A 16,695-nucleotide genomic window follows, 5' to 3' on the forward strand; every position below is an offset into this window, starting at 1 on the left:
TGCTGTTTTCACAATCACACGTGCCGCCACGCCGAGGACCGCTTTTCCCACGGCTGAACCAGCAGATATTCGATCAGCAGCATCAGGGCCGTAAAGCTGAAGGCATAGGCCAGCACCGAGGCCGTATCGAACAGTTGGAAATACAGATGGATCTGAAACCCCACCCCGTTCGAGCGGCCCAAAAACTCGACCACCAAAACGATTTTCCATATGACAGCCAATCCGTTACGGGTCGCAGTTGCCACAAACGGACCAAGCTGCGGCCAAACCACATGGCGCAGCCGCGCCCACGGGCTCATCCGATAGACCTGCGTCATTTCCGTGACGCCGCGATCCATGGACCGCACCCCTTCGCGTACGGTGACGATGACCATCGCGGTTTTGTTCATTGCCACAGCGATGATTGCGGCGGTCTCGTTCAGACCGATCCACAGGTAGCACAGCACGATGATCACAAGCGCGGGGATGTTCAGGAACACTGTGACCCACGGGTCCAGCCATTGGTTCAGCCGCGCGGACTGCCCCAGCGCCACGCCGATGATGCCGCCAACGACCATCGCCAGCACAAAGGCCAGCACCACCCGCCGCAGGGTGTGTCCGATGTGGAACCAAAGCTTGCCGCTGGCCGCTTGTTCCATGATCACCTGCCACACCGCATCGGGAGTCGGCAGCACCATCGGATCAGCGGTTAGCACTGCCGCGCCGTACCAAAGCGCCAGCAGACCTGCCAGCGACACAAACGTGACCCAGGTCTTTTCCATCCTGTTCCTCCCCGTTCGTCACCTTAGCGGCGCTGGCTGCCGCATCAACCTTGGACGAAGGTCGCATATCTCGGACGGGGGCGCTGCTTCTAACGTCGCGCCATGGGAGTCTTTCGTTTTCTACTTATCGCGATTGCTACGCTGTGGCTGGCCGTTCCCCTTGGGGCCGCCCCCCTCAGCCGTGAAGAGATCGCACCCTTGATCATGCCGCCCATGTCCTTGGGCGAACCTCTGAACGATCAGGGGGTCTGGCAGCTATTGAACTCGGGCGGTGCCCCCGCAGGCTACGTGTTCGAAACCAAGGAAATGGCCCCTTTACCGGGATTTTCCGGTGCGGCCATCAACATCCTTGTGGTTCTGGACCCCGAGGGGCGCTTTCTGGACGTCAAACTGCTGTCCCATAATGAGCCGATCTTTGTATCTGGCTTGGGCGAGGCACCGTTCCACAAGTTCTTTGAACAGTACCTCGGGCATTCGATCTCGGACTCGATGGTGGTCGGCACGCCTTACGGCCACGGCGCAGATGGTGGCCAGTTGGTCTATCTGGACGGGGTGACCAAGGCCACCGCTTCGGTCCGCATCGCCCATGAGACCATTCTGGGCGCCGCCAACCAAGTGGCCCGTACCTTCCTGCAAGGCATCTCGACCGGTCGTCCTGCCTACCCCGATCTAGAAGTGGATGAGGCACTAAGCTGGCAGGATCTGTTGGACCAAGGGTTGATCGGCCACCTGCCCGTGAGCAACGCGCAGGTGCAAACGCTGTTCGAAGGCACTCTTTGGGAAGATGACGATCCCGTCGCTACCGATGAACCCGACGCGCTTTATCTGGACCTCTGGGTTGCCGATCTTGGCCCCAAGTCCATCGCTCGCACCCTACTGGACGAAGGCACGCTGGATGAGTTGGACCACTTCATGTCCATCTCTACCACCGATGAGCCGATCCTTGTGGTGGACACCGCCCGCCACGGCCTTGTCTCGCCCGAATTCGTCCGCAACACTTCGCCCGAGTGGATCGGGATGCATCAGGACGGCTTGCCCATCGCCCTGCGGGATTCCGACATTTATACAGAGTTGTCCGATCAGGTGCCTGAGGCCCTGCGTGATGGCACCGCGATGATCCTGCGCACGGATCGCCGCTTGGGCTTTGATCCCAGTCGCGAATGGACCATGACCCTGCAAGCCGTCCGCCAGCACGGGATGTTCCAACCGGAAACCGGCTCGGTCGATCTTGAGATTACACACACCACCGACACCCGCTTTTTCGTCCAACCCGATAACGTGGAACGTCTGTCGCCCTTTGAAGAAGCGATCCGCAACCGTCAGACCGATCTGGTCATTGCGGCGGTCTTTCTGGCGGTGCTGCTGCCCGCCCTGCTGTTTGCCCAATCGCGGCTGGCAGGGCATCGGCATTTCCAAACCATTCGCCTGACCGCGCTGGCCTTTGTTACCGGCTTTATCGGCTGGTGGGGCCAAGGCCAGCTTAGCATCGTCACACCCATGGCCACGCTGCAAGCGGCGATCAGCAAAGGCTCGTTCGCCTTCCTGCTTTATGATCCCTTCGGCCTTCTGATCTGGGGCGCGGCGATTCTTGGCTTTGTTCTCTGGGGACGCGGGCTATTCTGCGGCTGGCTCTGCCCCTTTGGCGCACTACAAGAGTTCGCAGACCGCTTCGCCCGCCTACTGCGCCTGCCAACGATTCGCATTCCCGACCGCATCGACCGCCCCCTGCGCGGGTTGAAATACGTGATCCTTGCAGGCCTTGTGGCTGTCACCATTTTCGCCCCCCAGCACATCGACAAAGCCGCCGAGGTCGAGCCCTTCAAGACCGCTATCACCACCTTCTTCCTGCGCGAATGGTACTATGTGGCCTATGCGGCGCTCTGGCTGGTTCTGGGCCTGTTCGTGTTCAAAGGCTTTTGCCGCTACGTCTGCCCGCTTGGCGCGCTGATGGCCATCGGTGGCCTGCTAAGGGGCCGCAAATGGATTGACCGCCGCAGCGAATGCGGCAACCCCTGTCAGCTGTGCAAGGTCCGCTGTCAGTACGGAGCCATCAAGAAATCCGGCGCGATCCAGTATTCCGAATGTTTCCAATGCCTTGATTGCGTCACCATCCATGATGACCCCAAGCAGTGCGTCCCGCTCATTCTGGCCAATCGCCCGAACCGACACATGCCCAAGACGGAGCCCGCCGAATGAAGCGCCGCCGTTTCCTGACCCTTGCCGCCGCCTTCGCCTGCGCCCCCCGTCTGGCACAGGCCAGCACATGGCAGGGCTATGCCTTGGGGGCCGAGGTCTCAATCACTCTGCACGGTCCCCGCGAATGGAGCGCCCCGTTGCTGGCCGCCCTGCCCGCAAGACTGAGCCAGATAGAAGAGGACTTTAGCCTCTACCGCGACACCAGCACCTTGTCGCGGCTGAACGCCCGCGGGCAGCTTGAGGTCAGCGACAGCTTTACCAAGCTCTTGGATCACTGCGACACCGCCCACCGCCTGACACGTGGCGCGTTTGACCCCACCGTGCAGCCCCTGTGGCACGCCCTCAGCCAAGGGGCAGACACCCAAGGGCCCCAAGCTGCCATCGGCTGGGACCACATCACACGGCGGGGTCGCAGCGTCACCCTTGGCAAAGGACAGGCGCTGACCCTGAACGGCATCGCCCAAGGCTTTGCCACCGATCTGATCGCAGAAGAACTGGCACAGGCTGGTGCCACCAAAGCGCTGATCAACATTGGCGAGTTTCGCGCCCTCGGCGGTCCCTTCACCTTGGGCCTCTCTGACCCCCAGCAAGGCTACATCGGCAACCGGCGCCTGCAAAACGCAGCCATCGCCACCTCCAGCCCGCTGGCCACCCGCGCAGGCACCGCGCCCCATATCCTTGGCCCCCAAGGGCAGCGGCCATTGTGGTCCACGGTCTCGGTCACCTCCAAAAGCGCAGCGCTAGCCGATGCCCTGTCCACCGCCGGCTGTCTGATGCCGAAAAGCGCCCTGAAAACACTGGCGCAACATCCCGATATTCAGGCCATCCAGATCGTGGATCAAAACGGCACCCTCTTCACCCTGTAAGCACCAAGAAAAAGGGCGCGCTGACCATCGCCAGCGCGCCCTCTTTTTCATGGATCAGGCAAGATCAGCTGGCCGCAGCCACCGCCCGCTTGGTCATCACACCAATCAGATGCGCACGGTATTCAGGCGTGCCATGCAGATCGCCGATCATGCCATCCGCACTGACGCTCAAGCCGTCCAAGGCCGAGGGGCTGAAGTTCGCGCTCAGCGCGGCCTCTGCCTCGGTCCAGCGGAAGACGCCGTCGTTCGACGCGCCGGTCACCGCCACACGGACACCGTCCGCATATTTGGCTACAAACACGCCCACCAACGCAAAACGTGATGCGGGCTGGACGAACTTCTGGTAGTTCGCGGCCTGCGGCACGGGGAAGCGCACCTCGGTCACGATCTCGCCCTCTTCCAGCGCGGTCTGGAACAGACCCTGGAAATAGTCGTCCGCCGCAATCTCGCGGCTGTTGGTGACGATGGTCGCCCCCGATGCCAGCGCCGCCGACGGGTAGCACGCCGCCGGATCGTTGTTGGCAATGCTGCCACCGATGGTACCACGGTTGCGCACCGCGGGATCACCGATGTTGCTGGCCAGTGCTGCCAGCGCCGGATAGGCGCTTGCTTCGGCGGCCACCACCGCATGAGGGGTCGCCCCGCCGATGCACAGGGTATTGCCGTTCATGCAAACGCCCTTCATCTCGGGGATCGCCGTCAGGCTCACCAGCTTCGAAGGCATCGCCAGTCGCTGCTTCAGGGTGGGGATCAGGGTCTGACCACCCGACAGAGGCTGCGCCTCGTCGTCGGCCAAAGCCGCCACTGCTTCCGCAATGGTCTTGGGTTGTTCAAAGTCGAATGCGTACATATCGCTCCTCCTGAAGACGCAGTTTCCTGCTTCCTCTTGATAGAAATACTCCGGGGGTCCGGGGGCAGCGCCCCCGGTCCGTCCTCTCGCTTCTTAGTCTTGCATCGCAGCCCAAACGCGCTGGGGCGAAAGGGGCATGTCGATATGCAGCACATTCTTGCCACCCGACTGGATCGCATCGATCACCGCGTTGACCACCGCCGGCGGCGAGCCGATCGCGCCGGCCTCGCCGCAGCCCTTCACACCCAGTGGGTTGTGGGTACAGGGCGTCTGGCAGGAATGGTCAACCACGTAGAACGGCACGTCATCCGCGCGCGGCATCGCATAGTCCATGTAGGACGCGGACAAGAGCTGGCCTTCGTCGTCATAGACGCAGTTCTCCAGCAGAGCCTGACCGATCCCCTGTGCGATACCGCCATGAACCTGACCTTCCACGATCATCGGGTTCACAACGTTGCCGAAATCGTCAGCAGCGGCGAACCGTTCGATGGTGACCTTGCCGGTATCGGGGTCCAACTCGACCTCGCAACAATAGGCACCCGACGGGTAGGTAAAGTTCGAGGGGTCATAGAACGCGGTCTCTTCCAGACCGGGCTCGATGTCCTCAAGCGGGTAGTTGTGGGGCACATAGGCCGCCAGGGTCACATCGCCCCAAGCCACCGACTTGTCGGTCCCTGCCACGGTGAACTTGCCGTCCTTGACCTCAATATCGGCTTCGGAAGCTTCCAGCAGGTGGCTGGCGATCTTCTTGGCCTTCTTGATGATCTTCTCGGTGGCTTTCACCATCGCGCTGCCGCAAACCGCCAACGAACGCGAGCCATAGGTGCCCATGCCGAAGGGGATTTTCGAGCTGTCGCCGTGGACGATCTCGATCATCGATTCGTCGATGCCAAGCATATCCGCGACAACCTGCGGGAAGGCTGTTTCATGGCCCTGACCGTGGCTGTGCGCCCCGACCATGACGCTGATGGTGCCGGTGGCGTTCACGCGCACGGTGGCCGCATCATACAGACCGGCACGGGCACCCAGCTGACCCACAAGGTTTGACGGCGCGATGCCGCAAGCCTCGATGTAGCAGTTCACGCCAAGACCACGCAGTTTGCCGCTGGCTTCCGACGCTTTGCGGCGCGCTTCAAAGCCTGCAAGGTCTGCGACCTCTTCCAGCTTATCCATGGTCGCAAAGTAGTTGCCGGTGTCATATTCGACCGCCACAGGCGTTGCGTAGGGGAACTCGGAAATGAAGTTCTGACGGCGCAGGGCAATCGGATCAACGCCAAGCTCACGGGCAGCTTTGTCCACCACACGCTCCAGCTGGTAGGTCGCTTCGGGACGACCTGCCCCGCGATATGCGTCCACCGGTACGGTGTTGGTGAAGACAGCCTTCACGTTCACATAGATCAGAGGCGTTCTGTAGTTGCCCGCCATCAGCGTGCCGTGCAGCCACGTGGGAACCGAAGGCGCGAATGTGGACAGGTAAGCGCCCATGTTCGCGTAGGTCTCGGTCCGGATCGCGGTGAAGTTATTGTCCGCATCCAGTGCCAGTTCGATCTTGGTGACGTGGTCGCGACCATGGGCGTCCGACATGAACGCTTCCGAACGCGAGGCCGTCCATTTCACCGGACGGTTACACTTCTTGGCCGCAAAGGTGCAGAAGGCCTCTTCCGCGTAGTGGAAGATCTTGGTGCCAAAGCCACCACCCACATCGGGGGCCACCACGCGCAGCTTGTGCTCGGGGATCCCCAGAACAAAGGCGCCCATCAGCAGACGGATCACGTGGGGGTTCTGGCTGGTGGTGTAGAGGGTCGACTCGTCGTTGGCACGGCTATAGTCGCCCACCGCCACACGAGGCTCCATCGGGTTCGCAACCAGACGGTTGTTCACCAGCTCCAGCGTGGTCACATGCGCGGCGTTCTTGATCGCCTCATCAACGGCTGCCTTGTTGTCCTCGACGAAGCCCCAGTCATAGCAGAGATTCGAGGTCAGATCGTCGTGAACCTTGGGCGCGCCTTCTTGCAGAGCGGCCTTCATGTTTACAACAGCGGGCAGTTCTTCGATGTCCAGCTCGATCGCTTCGGCCGCGTCGCGGGCCTCTTGCAAGCTGTCAGCGACAACGGCGGCGATGGGATCACCGACGTGACGGACCTTGCCCTGCGCCAGAACCGGGTGGGCCGGTTCCTGCATGGGCTGGCCGTGACGGTCGGTGACCTGCCATCCGCAAGGCAGACCGCCGACACCCTCAAAGTCCGCACCGGTAAAGATGCGGACAACGCCTGGCATCTCTGCTGCGGCGCTGGTGTCGATGCTGTTGATCTTTCCGTGCGCTACGTCCGAGCGCAGGAAATACACATAAGCCTGACCGTAAATGTTGATGTCGTCGGTATAATTACCGGCTCCGGTTAGGAACCGCACGTCTTCGCGGCGTTTGCTGGCCGCGCCAATGCCTGAATCCTTCGGCATGTCCTTCCTCCCTAAATCTCAGTGGGTTGGAACCACCTAGCTCCGGCGCCTCCCCGCGCCGGCGCCACGATTACTCAGCTGCGATCTTGCTAACGTCCTGACCGGCAGCGGCCAGGATGGCTTTCACAATGTTGTGGTAGCCGGTGCAGCGGCAGATGTTGCCTTCCAGATAATGACGCACGTCGGCTTCGGTCGGGTTGGGGTTGTCCTTCAGCAAAGCTGCTGCCGACATCACCATGCCCGGAGTGCAGAAACCGCACTGAAGACCGTGGTTGTCCTGAAATGCCTGCTGGATCGGGTGCATCGTCCCGTCCGCTTCGGCCATTCCTTCGATGGTGGTGATGTCTGCGCCATCGGCCTCGCTGGCCATCATGGTGCAGGACTTCACCGCCTTGCCGTTCACGTGCACGACGCAAGCGCCGCACTGGCTGGTGTCACATCCTACGTGCGTGCCTGTCAGGCGCTGATCTTCACGCAGAAACTCAACCAGCAAACGGTTGCCGGGAACCTCTCCGCTGACCTTACGACCGTTTACGGTCATGGTTACTTTTGCCATCTAACTCCTCCCTAGCTGGCGAAATGCTTGGTACTTTCAACTAAGAGCCTGTCACGAGAACAGGCGCTTGAAAAATCCTTTCTTCTCTTCTTGTGGTTCTTCGGCGGCTGCGGGCGCAGGTGCGGCAGCGGGGGCAGCAGTCTCCTCAGGTGCTGCGGCTGCGGCGGGGCCTTCGACCGTCTCTTGGAAATTCTGGAAGAACTGGTCAGCCATCTTCTTGGCGAACCCGTCGATCACGCGGCTGCCGAGCTGTGCCAGCTTGCCGCCGACCTTCGCATCCACGTCATAGGTCAGCAGCGTGCCACCATTGCCAGAAGGGGCCAGCGTTACCGCAGCCTCGCCTTTGGCAAAGCCTGCCGCGCCGCCCTTCCCCTCGCCCGACAGCTTCAACGAGCTGGGGGCAACCATGTCGCTCAGGGTCACTTTGCCGCTGAACTTCGCCTTCACCGGTCCGACCTTCTGGACCACGGTGGCATCAAACCCTTCTTCGGGGCTGCCTTCCATGGCCTCGCAGCCGGGAACGCACTGTTTCAAGACTTCCGGATCCAGGATCGCCTTCCAGACCTCCTCGGGGCTGGCGGCGATCTCGCGCGAGTCGCTCATTTGCATCGGTAAACTCCTCCCTAATGAAAAACAGCCTAGGCGCGGGACCTAGGCTGTTCATATTAGACTAAGGGATGAGAAAGATGCGACTTTACCGGACCGGCATTTGATGCGTTAGGCCGTATTCCGCATAGATTTCCGCGATCCGACCGTTTTGCAGGCCCTCTGCGATTGCGTCATCTACTTGATATCCCAGCTGTTTATACGCGAAATGCACCGCAACGCCCAAGGTCCACTTGGACACGGCGAAACCGGCCAGCGGTGGCTGGTGAATTCCGATGGAATCCGTCGATCCGAACTGCAACTGACTGATCGGTCCCATCACAGCGCTTACTTCGTGCGCAGACAGCCCTTCCATCGCGTCCAAAGTGTCAGGATAGCGGTGGATATTGTCCCCAAGCTGCCCCCCAGCCATGCCCGTCAGATAAAAATCGGAGATCGAGTCATTCTCGACCCCGACCGCATCATAGCGGAAATAGGCAGGAACAGGTTTGTCTTCGGGATAGGTTGCCTTGTCATAGGCAATCGCGATGCTTTCAGCCGCATACTGACCGGTAAAGGTCACTTGCTCGACCCGGCATTTGAACTGGCGGTCATAGGGAATACGCATCATGACGTTCGACACGCGCCCTCCGACAACCGGACCCTTCCAGACGTTGTTACGCAGGTCCGCATCCAGATTTTCATCAGCCATGACGAAATTGAACTGGGCCTTTACGCCGATGTAGTCGGCGATCATACGGGCAATCTCGATGTCCACCCCTTTGGGTTTTCCACCTTCCTGCCAGCTGTAGGGAGCGTAATCGTCGTAAACCGCGAACAGCATATGTCCTTGTTCGAGAATCTGGTCAAAGTCCTGACCAACGATATCCCGACCTGCGTTCTGCGGTTTGGGTTGCGGCACGTAGTCCGCACAGGGGTCCTGTGCATGGGCGGCAGTTACGCCGCCCATGACAAAGGCTATAACAAGGACAGAGAGAGAACGGGTCCTTGCTGCCGTCATTTAGTGCGCCGCCGACAGGCCGATGGTCAGGGTCTCGGCCGCCTTGTGGTAGGCATTGTCGCCGCCTGCTTCCAGGATCAGGGCCGCGCGACGTGCGATGCTGTCTGCGACAGGTGCGCCCGACAGGGTCTCGATGCCGCCAGCAACTTCGGTCAGCTCATCATGAATAGCTTGCGCGTCGCCTTCGCCACCTTTGGCCATGGCAACCAGCTGGTCACGCAGAGCGGTCAGTTCGCCGGTCAGTTCTTCGATCTGGTCTGTATCGGGACGGGTTTCTATGTAAGTACGGATCGCCCAAGCGGCTTCCTGACCCAGCAGCTCGCCAAAGGCGGGCATCTTGGTAGTGCCGTTCTGGGTGTAGCCAAAGCGGAAACGCTCGATGAACCATTCATCACCGAATTCTTCAGCTTCAAGGAAGCGCAGGTCAGGGGCAAGACCACCCGAGACCACGCCAAGACCGTGGCAGCGTGCGCAGTTCTGGTTGTAGCCAGAATCGCCGATCGCAACGGCTTTGGCCCAAACTTCTTGACCGGCAGCTTCTGCACGGTAGGGGTTTTCGGTCAGCCATTCTTCGCCAACAGCGGGCAGACCGGCGGTATCTACAGCCTGAGGCGCGACATCACCGTGCGCAAGCGCAAGAGTGGCGGTCAAGGCAAGGGTAACCCCGGCAAGGGTCAGCGACGAGGGTTTCGTGAGCATTGGGATCTCCTCCTGGTGCCGAATGCGTTTTTTTGCTTTTTGCATTTTTGTTTTTTCTTGTTCTAAATCGCCGCCCCCAGCGCGGCTATGCGACCTTGGTTGGGGATCGCCCCGTTCAAAGGGTCATAGGGCAGGACATTGGTCGTATTTCACCCGCACCTGCGTATTCGTAGCGTGCAGGCAGGGAGGAATTTTCATGCGCTTCACACCCCACGCTGCCGCTGTGGTTGCAGGGCTTTGCCCGCTTTCAGCCTATGCAGATGGGCTGGAGATCAACGTCCAGTTTTTACGACAGCAGACCGAGGCGATTGCCACGCTTTCGAATCTGGACCCGCGTCCCGAAGATCTGGCGATCCGCGGGGCCGAACTGGCGACGGTGGACAATGCGACCACCGGAAAATTCCTCAAACACACCTACAGCCTGACCCTGCATTACGTCCCCGTCGGCGGCGATGTTCTGGCCGAAGCAAAGGCCGCGCTGGCGCTTTCGGACCTGCTGGTCACGGATGTGGATGCGGCAACGCTGCTGCAAATCGCCGATCTGCCCGAAGCCGCAGGTGCCCTGATCCTGAACGCCACCGCCGAGGACACCGCCTTGCGTGACGCAGACTGCCGCGCGAACGTCCTGCACACCGCGCCATCTATGGCGATGCGGACCGATGCCTTGATGCAGTTCTTCCTCTTCAAGCGCTGGCCGCGCCTTGCCATGATCGAAGGCACCTACCCTGAGGATAAGGCATTTGCCGCCGCCCTAAACCGCTCGGCCGAGAAGTTCGGGCTGGAGATCGGCGCAACCAAGACATGGGCTTTTGACGCCGACATGCGCCGCAACGCCGCCGCCGAGGTTCCCCTGTTCACCCAAGACCTGCGCGATCACGACGTGCTTCTGGTCGCCGATGAGGCCGATGATTTCGGGCGTTACCTGCCCTATAACACATGGCTGCCCCGCCCTGTTGCGGGCACCGAAGGGATCACCCCTCAGGTCTGGGCACCGGTGGTGGAACAATGGGGCGCAGCGCAACTGCATTCGCGGTTTGAGGATCTGGCCCACCGCAACATGGCCCCCGAAGACTATGGCGCGTGGGCCGCTCTCCGCAGCATTGGCGAGGCTGTGACCCGCACCGGCAAAACCGACGCCGCCAGCCTACGCACCTATATGCTGTCAGAGGATTTCGAACTGGGAGGCTTCAAGGGCTCGCCCCAGACCTTCCGCGACTGGAACGGCCAGATGCGCCAGCCGATCCCACTGGTCACCACCCGCGCGGTGGTGATGCAGGCCCCTCTTCCCGGTTTTCTGCACCAGACCAACGAACTCGACACTCTGGGCGTCGATGCGCCCGAAAGCACCTGCACTGCCTTCAAGGAATGATCATGCGTGTATCCACTCTTGCCCTGCTTGCCGCGATCACCGCGCAGCCTGTTCTGGCCGACGAAATCTGGGTGACCAACGAAAAGGACGACACCGTCAGCGTGATCGACATCGACACGATGGAGGTTACCCACACCTATGAAACCGGCGAGCGGCCCCGCGGCATCACCTTCAGCCACGACTACAAATACGTGTACATCTGTGCCTCGGACAGCGATGCGGTTCAGGTGATGGACCCCGCAACGGGCAAAATCCTGCACGATCTGCCCTCGGGCGAAGATCCCGAACAATTTGTGCTGCACCCCGACAACAAGCACCTCTACATCGCCAATGAGGACGACGCGATCACCACTGTGGTAGATGTGGAAAGTCGCACTGTGGTTGCCCAGATCGACGTGGGGATCGAGCCCGAAGGCATGGCGGTCTCGCCCGATGGTAAAATCGCCATCACCACCTCCGAGACCACCAACATGGCCCATTGGATCAACACGGAGACCCAAGAGTTGTTCGCCAACACGCTGGTCGATTCCCGCCCCCGCCACGCGGAATTCGTCAAGGATGGCGCAGAAATGTGGGTCAGTTCAGAGATCGGCGGCAGCATTTCGGTCTTTGACACGGCAACCCAGACCGAAAAGGCGAAAATCCGGTTTGAACTGCCCAACATCCACCCCGACCGCATCCAGCCTGTGGGCTTTGAACTGGGCGAAGGGGACAAGTTTGCCTATGTGGCGCTGGGTCCGTCGAACCACATCGCCGTGTTGAACGCCGAGACCTATGAGGTCGAGGATTACATCCTTGTGGGCCGCCGCGTCTGGCACATGGCCTTTAACGCGGACAAATCGCGCCTTTTCACCACCAACGGTATTTCCGGCGACGTGACCGTCGTCGATGTGGCCAAGCGCAAAGCGCTGAAGACCATCAAGGTTGGCCGCTTTCCTTGGGGCGCCGCCTTCCGCCCCACCAACTGACTTGTCCTAACGAACGAGGAAACCGATGAAGAAATTTATCGCGATGGCGGCTCTTGCCGCCACCCTGCCCCTTGCTGCTCTTGCGGATGACGACGGCGACGACGATGCACCCCAGTTCGGTCTGGCAGGACTTTTGTCCGCCAAGAACAAACATGATCTGGAACCTATCCAGCTGAGCGCCGGCATGCCTTTGACACAGGCCCCTTGGGTGCTGAAATCGGGCAGCTACTATGAGTTCGAAATTCAGGGCGACGGCAGTCAGGAACTGGGTCTGGTCGGTCCCGAGTTCTTCCGCGCCATCTGGATCGACGAGATCGTCGTCGAAGGCCTTGAGATCCGCCCCTTGGGTCTTGATTCCATTGAGTTTGACGAAGCGGGTGAAATGGAAATAGGCTTCATAGCAATCAAGCCCGGTTCCTATTACCTCAAAATTCCGGGCTCCACCGGGGACTCCCAGAGACTGGAGATTACGATCGAATGACCAGCGGCCTCAGCGTCGAAAATCTGGCCTACCGTTATGGGGCGAAAGAGGCGCTGAAAGGTGTCTCGTTCCAGCTTGAGGCAGGCGAATTCGGCGCGCTTTTGGGGCCTAACGGCGCGGGCAAGTCGACCCTGTTCAGCTTGCTCACGCGTCTTTTCACCGCGCCGCAAGGGCGGATATCGATCGCGGGCCATGACATGGGCCGCACACCCCGCGCCGCTTTGGCGCGGATGGGGGTAGTATTCCAAAGCTCGACTTTGGACATGGACCTGAGCGTCAAACAGAACCTGTCCTATTTCGCGGCCCTTCACGGCATCGCAGGGCGCGAGGCCGCCCGCAGATCCGATGGCGCGCTGGAACGGATGAACATGGCCGAGCGCGCCCATGAGCGGGTGCGCGACCTGAACGGAGGCCACCGACGCCGCACGGAAATAGCCCGCGCTTTGCTGCATGATCCGGCGGTGCTGCTGCTGGATGAGCCGACCGTCGGCCTGGATGCCGCCGCCCGCCAATCAATCACCAGCCATGTCCACCAGTTGTGCGCCGATCAGGGGCTGACCGTCCTTTGGGCGACCCACCTGACGGATGAGGTCTACGACAGTGACCATCTGGTCCTGCTGCATCAGGGGCAAATCCTGCAAGATGGAAATGTCGGGGAATTACGCAGCGAATCAACCCTTTCCGACCACTTCCTCAACCTGACCGGAGCCCGCGCATGAACGCCTATCTCATCGCGCTGAGCGCCATCGTCAAACGCGAGGCGCTGCGCTTCCTGCACCAGCGCGAACGGTTTATCGCCGCCCTCGTGCGGCCTCTGGTGTGGCTTTTGGTCTTTGCCGCAGGGTTTCGCGCCGCGCTGGGTCTGTCGATCATTCCGCCCTATCAGACCTACATCACCTATGAGACCTACATCATCCCCGGCCTCTGCGGGATGATCCTGCTGTTCAACGGGATGCAAAGCAGCCTGTCGCTGGTCTATGACCGTGAGATGGGATCTATGCGGCTGTTGCTAACGGCTCCTTTGCCCCGTGGCTGGCTGCTGTTTGCGAAACTTTGCGGGTCCACGGCGATCTCGATCCTTCAGGTCTACACGTTCCTAGCGGTGGCATGGGCCTTTGACATCATGCCCGACAGCCCTTGGGGCTATCTGGCCGTCCTGCCTGCCCTGCTGATCAGCGGTCTGATGCTGGGGGCGCTGGGGCTGGCCCTGTCCAGCCTGATCCGCCAGCTTGAGAATTTCGCGGGCGTCATGAACTTTGTGATCTTTCCGATGTTCTTCCTGTCCTCGGCCCTCTACCCGCTTTGGAAGATGGCCGAAAGCTCGCCGCTATTGCGGGACATCTGCGCCCTGAACCCCTTCACCCACGGGGTCGAGCTGATCCGCTTTGCCCTCTACCTCAAGTTTGAACCCATCGCCCTGATCTGGGTATTGGCATCGACCGCGGTGTTTATGGGGCTGGCGATCTGGGGCTATGATCCGGCCCGCGGCCTGACCCGCCGCAAGGGTTGATCTACGACCCTAAGGGGGCAGAAAACCCTATGATAATATGCTAGTTTCCCCAAAAGGGAGGAATTTGATGCGCATATTATCCGTGATCTTTGCAATGACGCTGGCAGGTGGCGCATACGCTGCTGAAATGGGTCCTGGGGCCGAAGACAATCTGAACCCCGATGAGCTGACATGGCAGCGCAACGTTCAACTGGCCGAGGATGGCAAGGTTGACATGATGGTCTGCGCCTCGGGCTATCTGATGACCAAATCCGGTGATCACGCCAACGCCCGCAAGATTTTTGAGGCTTGCGCAGAGGCCGGTTACACCGCTGCGATGACGTGGATGTCCTATATGGAGAACAACGGCTTTGGCGGCGAATATAACCCAGACGCCGCCGCCCAGTGGGACAAGCGCGCCGCAGAACTGGGCGATCCGGTGGGCAAGTTCAATCACGGGATCAACCTGATGCGCGGCCACGGCATTGCCGCCGATCCGGAAATGGGCCGCAAATATGTGGATCAAGCTGCCAAGGAAGGGCTGAAGATCGCCCGCCGCCTGCAAGGCGCAGGCTATGATCTGGACGAAGTTACCCCTGACGCAGACAACTGGCGCTACGCCCCGCTGTTCTAAGGATTTGGCCTGCGGTTCAGACTTGGGTCAGGACGGCAGGCGCCCCTTCCAGCCGCAAAGTACGGGTGGCCAGACGCTGCGCCTCTTCCTGCGAATGTGTGACGATCAGGGTCGCCATCGTCCGGCGCTGGCGGCGCAGGTTTTCGAACAAGGTCATCATCTCGTTCGCCATTGCCGGATCAAGCGAGACAAAGGGTTCGTCCATCAGCAAAAGCGGCGGCGTTCCCGCGAACGCGCGCGCCAGCGCCAGTCGGCGCTGCTGCCCCAAGGACAACTGCCCCGGCATATCGGCCCCCCGGCCTTCTAACCCGACCTCGGCCAGCAGGGCAGTTGCGTCCCGCAAGGCGATGCCGGTGGTCAGCATCAGGTTCTGCGCCAAATTGCGCCATGGCAGCAAAGTGGGTTCCTGGAACACCATTCCGATCCTGTCGGGACAGGTCAGCGTGCCGTCATAGTCGCTGTGCAGACCGGCGATCACCCGCAAAAGCGAAGTCTTGCCGATCCCCGATGGCCCCGTCAGGGCCACCGTTTCACCTTCATGCAAGGTCAATTGGCTGGCGCCAAGAATCGCCCTCCCCGAACGGCGCAGACCGTGCAGGTCCAGACGCATCACCACAGGGTGCGATGCGCCTCGGGGATCAGGATTTGAGGCCACCAGCCGGATCGACACAGGGCCGCCTCAGCTACCAGGCTGGACGAAGACCCCTTCGGGCAGGGTGTCGGCCTTACCGGTCAACTCTGCGCCGCCAAGACGGGCCATCAGCGCCAGCATCTTGCCAGCTGCCTCTTCATCAACAGGCGCGTCCGAGGGAATGCCAGCGCGGTAACCCGCAATCAGCGCCTCGAACTGGGCGTCGTTGTTGACATTCATCCGGTCTTTCAGGCGATCCCAAGCGGCCTGATCATCCGCCAAAAGATGTTTTGCATCGCGCGAGGCTTGGGCGAAACCGTTCACCAGTTCGGGATGCTCTTGCAGCATTTCGCCTTTAAAAACATACCCCAGCAGCGGCGTTTCAGGGTCCAGCCCCAGCGCCTGCGCCGCATCCGCGACCGAGATCACCGAGCGCATGCCCGCCGCTTCCATCTTGGCCATGAAGTGCCAGAAATTGATCGCGCCGTCCGTTTCGCCCTGTAGGGCAGTCTTGAAGATCAGCGGCGGTGCGCCGAAGACCTGCTCGGTCTCGGTGGCCAGATCCATGCCGTATTCCTGTTCCGCATAGGCACGCAGGATCAGCCAGCTTTTGTCCAGCGGACCGCCTGCGATCCCGACCTTTTTGCCTTTCAGATCGGCCAGCGTCTGCACAGGGCTGTCACCCTTGACCAGAAGGCCGCCCACGGCCTTGGAATAGGGTACGAACACATAGTCATGCCCGTCCGCCCGCTGCCGCGCGACCCAAAGCCAGTCGGAGACGATCACATCCGCTTCGCCGCCCTGAAAGGCCACCTGCGCGGCAGGACCGCCCGCTACACCTTGCACGTCCAGCGTAAACCCGTTCGCGGTGTCGAACCCGTTGTGCTTGATTGTATCCAGTTCCCAGTTGACCGTGCCGATCTCAAGAACCGCCGCTTTCAGCACCGGCATCTCTGCCCACGCGCTGTTTGCGATCAGAACCAGCGCAGTCGCTGCTGCGCCAATGGCTTTTGTGAATGCCATAATAACCCCTCCCTAAACTTGCGGGCAGCTTACCAGCGCAAAGAAAATGACCCATATAGGACTAAAGGATAGGTATCACAGCCCCTCTGTGTTGACCTGCGTCAAAACG

General features: G+C 60.7%; 17 protein-coding genes. 8 read left to right on the plus strand and 9 right to left on the minus strand.

Features of this window, described 5'->3' with window-relative positions; all coding sequences use genetic code 11:
• Positions 1 to 14: 14 nt before the first annotated feature.
• Entirely contained in the window at positions 15 to 761 is a 747-nt protein-coding gene (locus CLV74_RS15060; protein WP_106266356.1) for an ABC transporter permease, read from the minus strand.
• Positions 762 to 863: 102 nt separating this feature from the next.
• Between CLV74_RS15060 and CLV74_RS15065 the strand changes: the two genes are divergently transcribed.
• On the plus strand, positions 864 to 2,957 hold the full coding sequence (locus CLV74_RS15065; RefSeq protein WP_106266358.1) for a 4Fe-4S binding protein: 2,094 nt from the start codon (positions 864 to 866) through the stop codon (positions 2,955 to 2,957).
• Entirely contained in the window at positions 2,954 to 3,823 is an 870-nt protein-coding gene (locus CLV74_RS15070) for an FAD:protein FMN transferase (RefSeq protein WP_106266360.1), read from the plus strand. Before CLV74_RS15065 ends, CLV74_RS15070 begins: the two co-directional genes overlap by 4 nt.
• Positions 3,824 to 3,887: 64 nt before the next feature.
• On the opposite strand, the gene CLV74_RS15075 is transcribed toward CLV74_RS15070, so the two are convergent.
• The 6 genes from CLV74_RS15075 to pedF all read right to left on the minus strand — a co-directional run bounded on the left by CLV74_RS15075 (position 3,888) and on the right by pedF (position 9,991).
• The gene (locus CLV74_RS15075; protein WP_106266363.1) at positions 3,888 to 4,673 is read right to left on the minus strand and encodes an FAD binding domain-containing protein; all 786 of its coding nucleotides are present in this window, start codon (positions 4,671 to 4,673) and stop codon (positions 3,888 to 3,890) included.
• Between the two features lie 93 nt (positions 4,674 to 4,766).
• Positions 4,767 to 7,130 (minus strand): xanthine dehydrogenase family protein molybdopterin-binding subunit, encoded by a 2,364-nt coding sequence (locus tag CLV74_RS15080; protein WP_106266366.1) that lies wholly within the window; start codon positions 7,128 to 7,130, stop codon positions 4,767 to 4,769.
• 70 nt (positions 7,131 to 7,200) lie between these two features.
• On the minus strand, positions 7,201 to 7,686 hold the full coding sequence (locus CLV74_RS15085) for a (2Fe-2S)-binding protein (protein ID WP_106266368.1): 486 nt from the start codon (positions 7,684 to 7,686) through the stop codon (positions 7,201 to 7,203).
• Between the two features lie 51 nt (positions 7,687 to 7,737).
• Complete coding sequence (locus CLV74_RS15090) at positions 7,738 to 8,295, minus strand: SRPBCC family protein (RefSeq protein WP_106266370.1); 558 nt, start codon at positions 8,293 to 8,295, stop codon at positions 7,738 to 7,740.
• An 85-nt stretch (positions 8,296 to 8,380) separates the two neighbouring features.
• On the minus strand, positions 8,381 to 9,292 hold the full coding sequence (locus tag CLV74_RS15095; RefSeq protein ID WP_106266372.1) for a substrate-binding periplasmic protein: 912 nt from the start codon (positions 9,290 to 9,292) through the stop codon (positions 8,381 to 8,383).
• On the minus strand, positions 9,293 to 9,991 hold the full coding sequence (pedF, locus tag CLV74_RS15100; RefSeq protein ID WP_106266374.1) for a cytochrome c-550 PedF: 699 nt from the start codon (positions 9,989 to 9,991) through the stop codon (positions 9,293 to 9,295).
• A 196-nt stretch (positions 9,992 to 10,187) separates the two neighbouring features.
• Between pedF and CLV74_RS15105 the strand changes: the two genes are divergently transcribed.
• The 6 genes from CLV74_RS15105 (at position 10,188) to CLV74_RS15130 (ending at position 14,932) form a co-directional block, all read left to right on the plus strand.
• The gene (locus tag CLV74_RS15105) at positions 10,188 to 11,360 is read left to right on the plus strand and encodes an ABC transporter substrate-binding protein (RefSeq protein ID WP_106266376.1); all 1,173 of its coding nucleotides are present in this window, start codon (positions 10,188 to 10,190) and stop codon (positions 11,358 to 11,360) included.
• Between the two features lie 2 nt (positions 11,361 to 11,362).
• Entirely contained in the window at positions 11,363 to 12,328 is a 966-nt protein-coding gene (locus CLV74_RS15110; protein WP_106266378.1) for a YVTN family beta-propeller repeat protein, read from the plus strand.
• A gap of 25 nt (positions 12,329 to 12,353) precedes the next feature.
• Positions 12,354 to 12,809 carry a cupredoxin domain-containing protein gene (locus CLV74_RS15115; protein ID WP_106266380.1) on the plus strand — a complete coding sequence of 152 codons (456 nt, stop codon included), beginning with the start codon at positions 12,354 to 12,356 and terminating at the stop codon, positions 12,807 to 12,809.
• Positions 12,806 to 13,528: an ABC transporter ATP-binding protein gene (locus tag CLV74_RS15120; RefSeq protein ID WP_106266382.1), complete on the plus strand. Its 723-nt coding sequence runs from the start codon at positions 12,806 to 12,808 to the stop codon at positions 13,526 to 13,528. Before CLV74_RS15115 ends, CLV74_RS15120 begins: the two co-directional genes overlap by 4 nt.
• Positions 13,525 to 14,319: an ABC transporter permease gene (locus CLV74_RS15125; RefSeq protein WP_106266384.1), complete on the plus strand. Its 795-nt coding sequence runs from the start codon at positions 13,525 to 13,527 to the stop codon at positions 14,317 to 14,319. Before CLV74_RS15120 ends, CLV74_RS15125 begins: the two co-directional genes overlap by 4 nt.
• A 67-nt stretch (positions 14,320 to 14,386) precedes the next feature.
• A complete protein-coding gene (locus CLV74_RS15130; RefSeq protein ID WP_170108073.1) occupies positions 14,387 to 14,932 on the plus strand; it encodes a tetratricopeptide repeat protein in 546 nt (181 codons plus the stop codon).
• A gap of 16 nt (positions 14,933 to 14,948) precedes the next feature.
• Here CLV74_RS15130 and CLV74_RS15135 read toward each other — a convergent pair whose 3' ends face one another.
• A complete protein-coding gene (locus tag CLV74_RS15135; RefSeq protein WP_245888564.1) occupies positions 14,949 to 15,602 on the minus strand; it encodes an ATP-binding cassette domain-containing protein in 654 nt (217 codons plus the stop codon).
• Between the two features lie 9 nt (positions 15,603 to 15,611).
• On the minus strand, positions 15,612 to 16,586 hold the full coding sequence (locus CLV74_RS15140; protein ID WP_106266386.1) for an ABC transporter substrate-binding protein: 975 nt from the start codon (positions 16,584 to 16,586) through the stop codon (positions 15,612 to 15,614).
• Between the last annotated feature and the right edge of the window lie 109 nt (positions 16,587 to 16,695).

It is taken from the genome of Donghicola tyrosinivorans, assembly GCF_003003355.1.
Taxonomy (GTDB): domain Bacteria; phylum Pseudomonadota; class Alphaproteobacteria; order Rhodobacterales; family Rhodobacteraceae; genus Donghicola; species Donghicola tyrosinivorans.

What these genes read in the sequence shown, in the direction of transcription:
- CLV74_RS15060 (WP_106266356.1), bottom strand. Translation starts at nt 761, where the DNA reads ATGGAAAAGACCTGGGTCACGTTTGTGTCGCTGGCAGGTCTGCTGGCG.
- CLV74_RS15065 (WP_106266358.1), top strand. Translation starts at nt 864, where the DNA reads ATGGGAGTCTTTCGTTTTCTACTTATCGCGATTGCTACGCTGTGGCTG.
- CLV74_RS15070 (WP_106266360.1), top strand. Translation starts at nt 2,954, where the DNA reads ATGAAGCGCCGCCGTTTCCTGACCCTTGCCGCCGCCTTCGCCTGCGCC.
- CLV74_RS15075 (WP_106266363.1), bottom strand. Translation starts at nt 4,673, where the DNA reads ATGTACGCATTCGACTTTGAACAACCCAAGACCATTGCGGAAGCAGTG.
- CLV74_RS15080 (WP_106266366.1), bottom strand. Translation starts at nt 7,130, where the DNA reads ATGCCGAAGGATTCAGGCATTGGCGCGGCCAGCAAACGCCGCGAAGAC.
- CLV74_RS15085 (WP_106266368.1), bottom strand. Translation starts at nt 7,686, where the DNA reads ATGGCAAAAGTAACCATGACCGTAAACGGTCGTAAGGTCAGCGGAGAG.
- CLV74_RS15090 (WP_106266370.1), bottom strand. Translation starts at nt 8,295, where the DNA reads ATGCAAATGAGCGACTCGCGCGAGATCGCCGCCAGCCCCGAGGAGGTC.
- CLV74_RS15095 (WP_106266372.1), bottom strand. Translation starts at nt 9,292, where the DNA reads ATGACGGCAGCAAGGACCCGTTCTCTCTCTGTCCTTGTTATAGCCTTT.
- pedF (WP_106266374.1), bottom strand. Translation starts at nt 9,991, where the DNA reads ATGCTCACGAAACCCTCGTCGCTGACCCTTGCCGGGGTTACCCTTGCC.
- CLV74_RS15105 (WP_106266376.1), top strand. Translation starts at nt 10,188, where the DNA reads ATGCGCTTCACACCCCACGCTGCCGCTGTGGTTGCAGGGCTTTGCCCG.
- CLV74_RS15110 (WP_106266378.1), top strand. Translation starts at nt 11,363, where the DNA reads ATGCGTGTATCCACTCTTGCCCTGCTTGCCGCGATCACCGCGCAGCCT.
- CLV74_RS15115 (WP_106266380.1), top strand. Translation starts at nt 12,354, where the DNA reads ATGAAGAAATTTATCGCGATGGCGGCTCTTGCCGCCACCCTGCCCCTT.
- CLV74_RS15120 (WP_106266382.1), top strand. Translation starts at nt 12,806, where the DNA reads ATGACCAGCGGCCTCAGCGTCGAAAATCTGGCCTACCGTTATGGGGCG.
- CLV74_RS15125 (WP_106266384.1), top strand. Translation starts at nt 13,525, where the DNA reads ATGAACGCCTATCTCATCGCGCTGAGCGCCATCGTCAAACGCGAGGCG.
- CLV74_RS15130 (WP_170108073.1), top strand. Translation starts at nt 14,387, where the DNA reads ATGCGCATATTATCCGTGATCTTTGCAATGACGCTGGCAGGTGGCGCA.
- CLV74_RS15140 (WP_106266386.1), bottom strand. Translation starts at nt 16,586, where the DNA reads ATGGCATTCACAAAAGCCATTGGCGCAGCAGCGACTGCGCTGGTTCTG.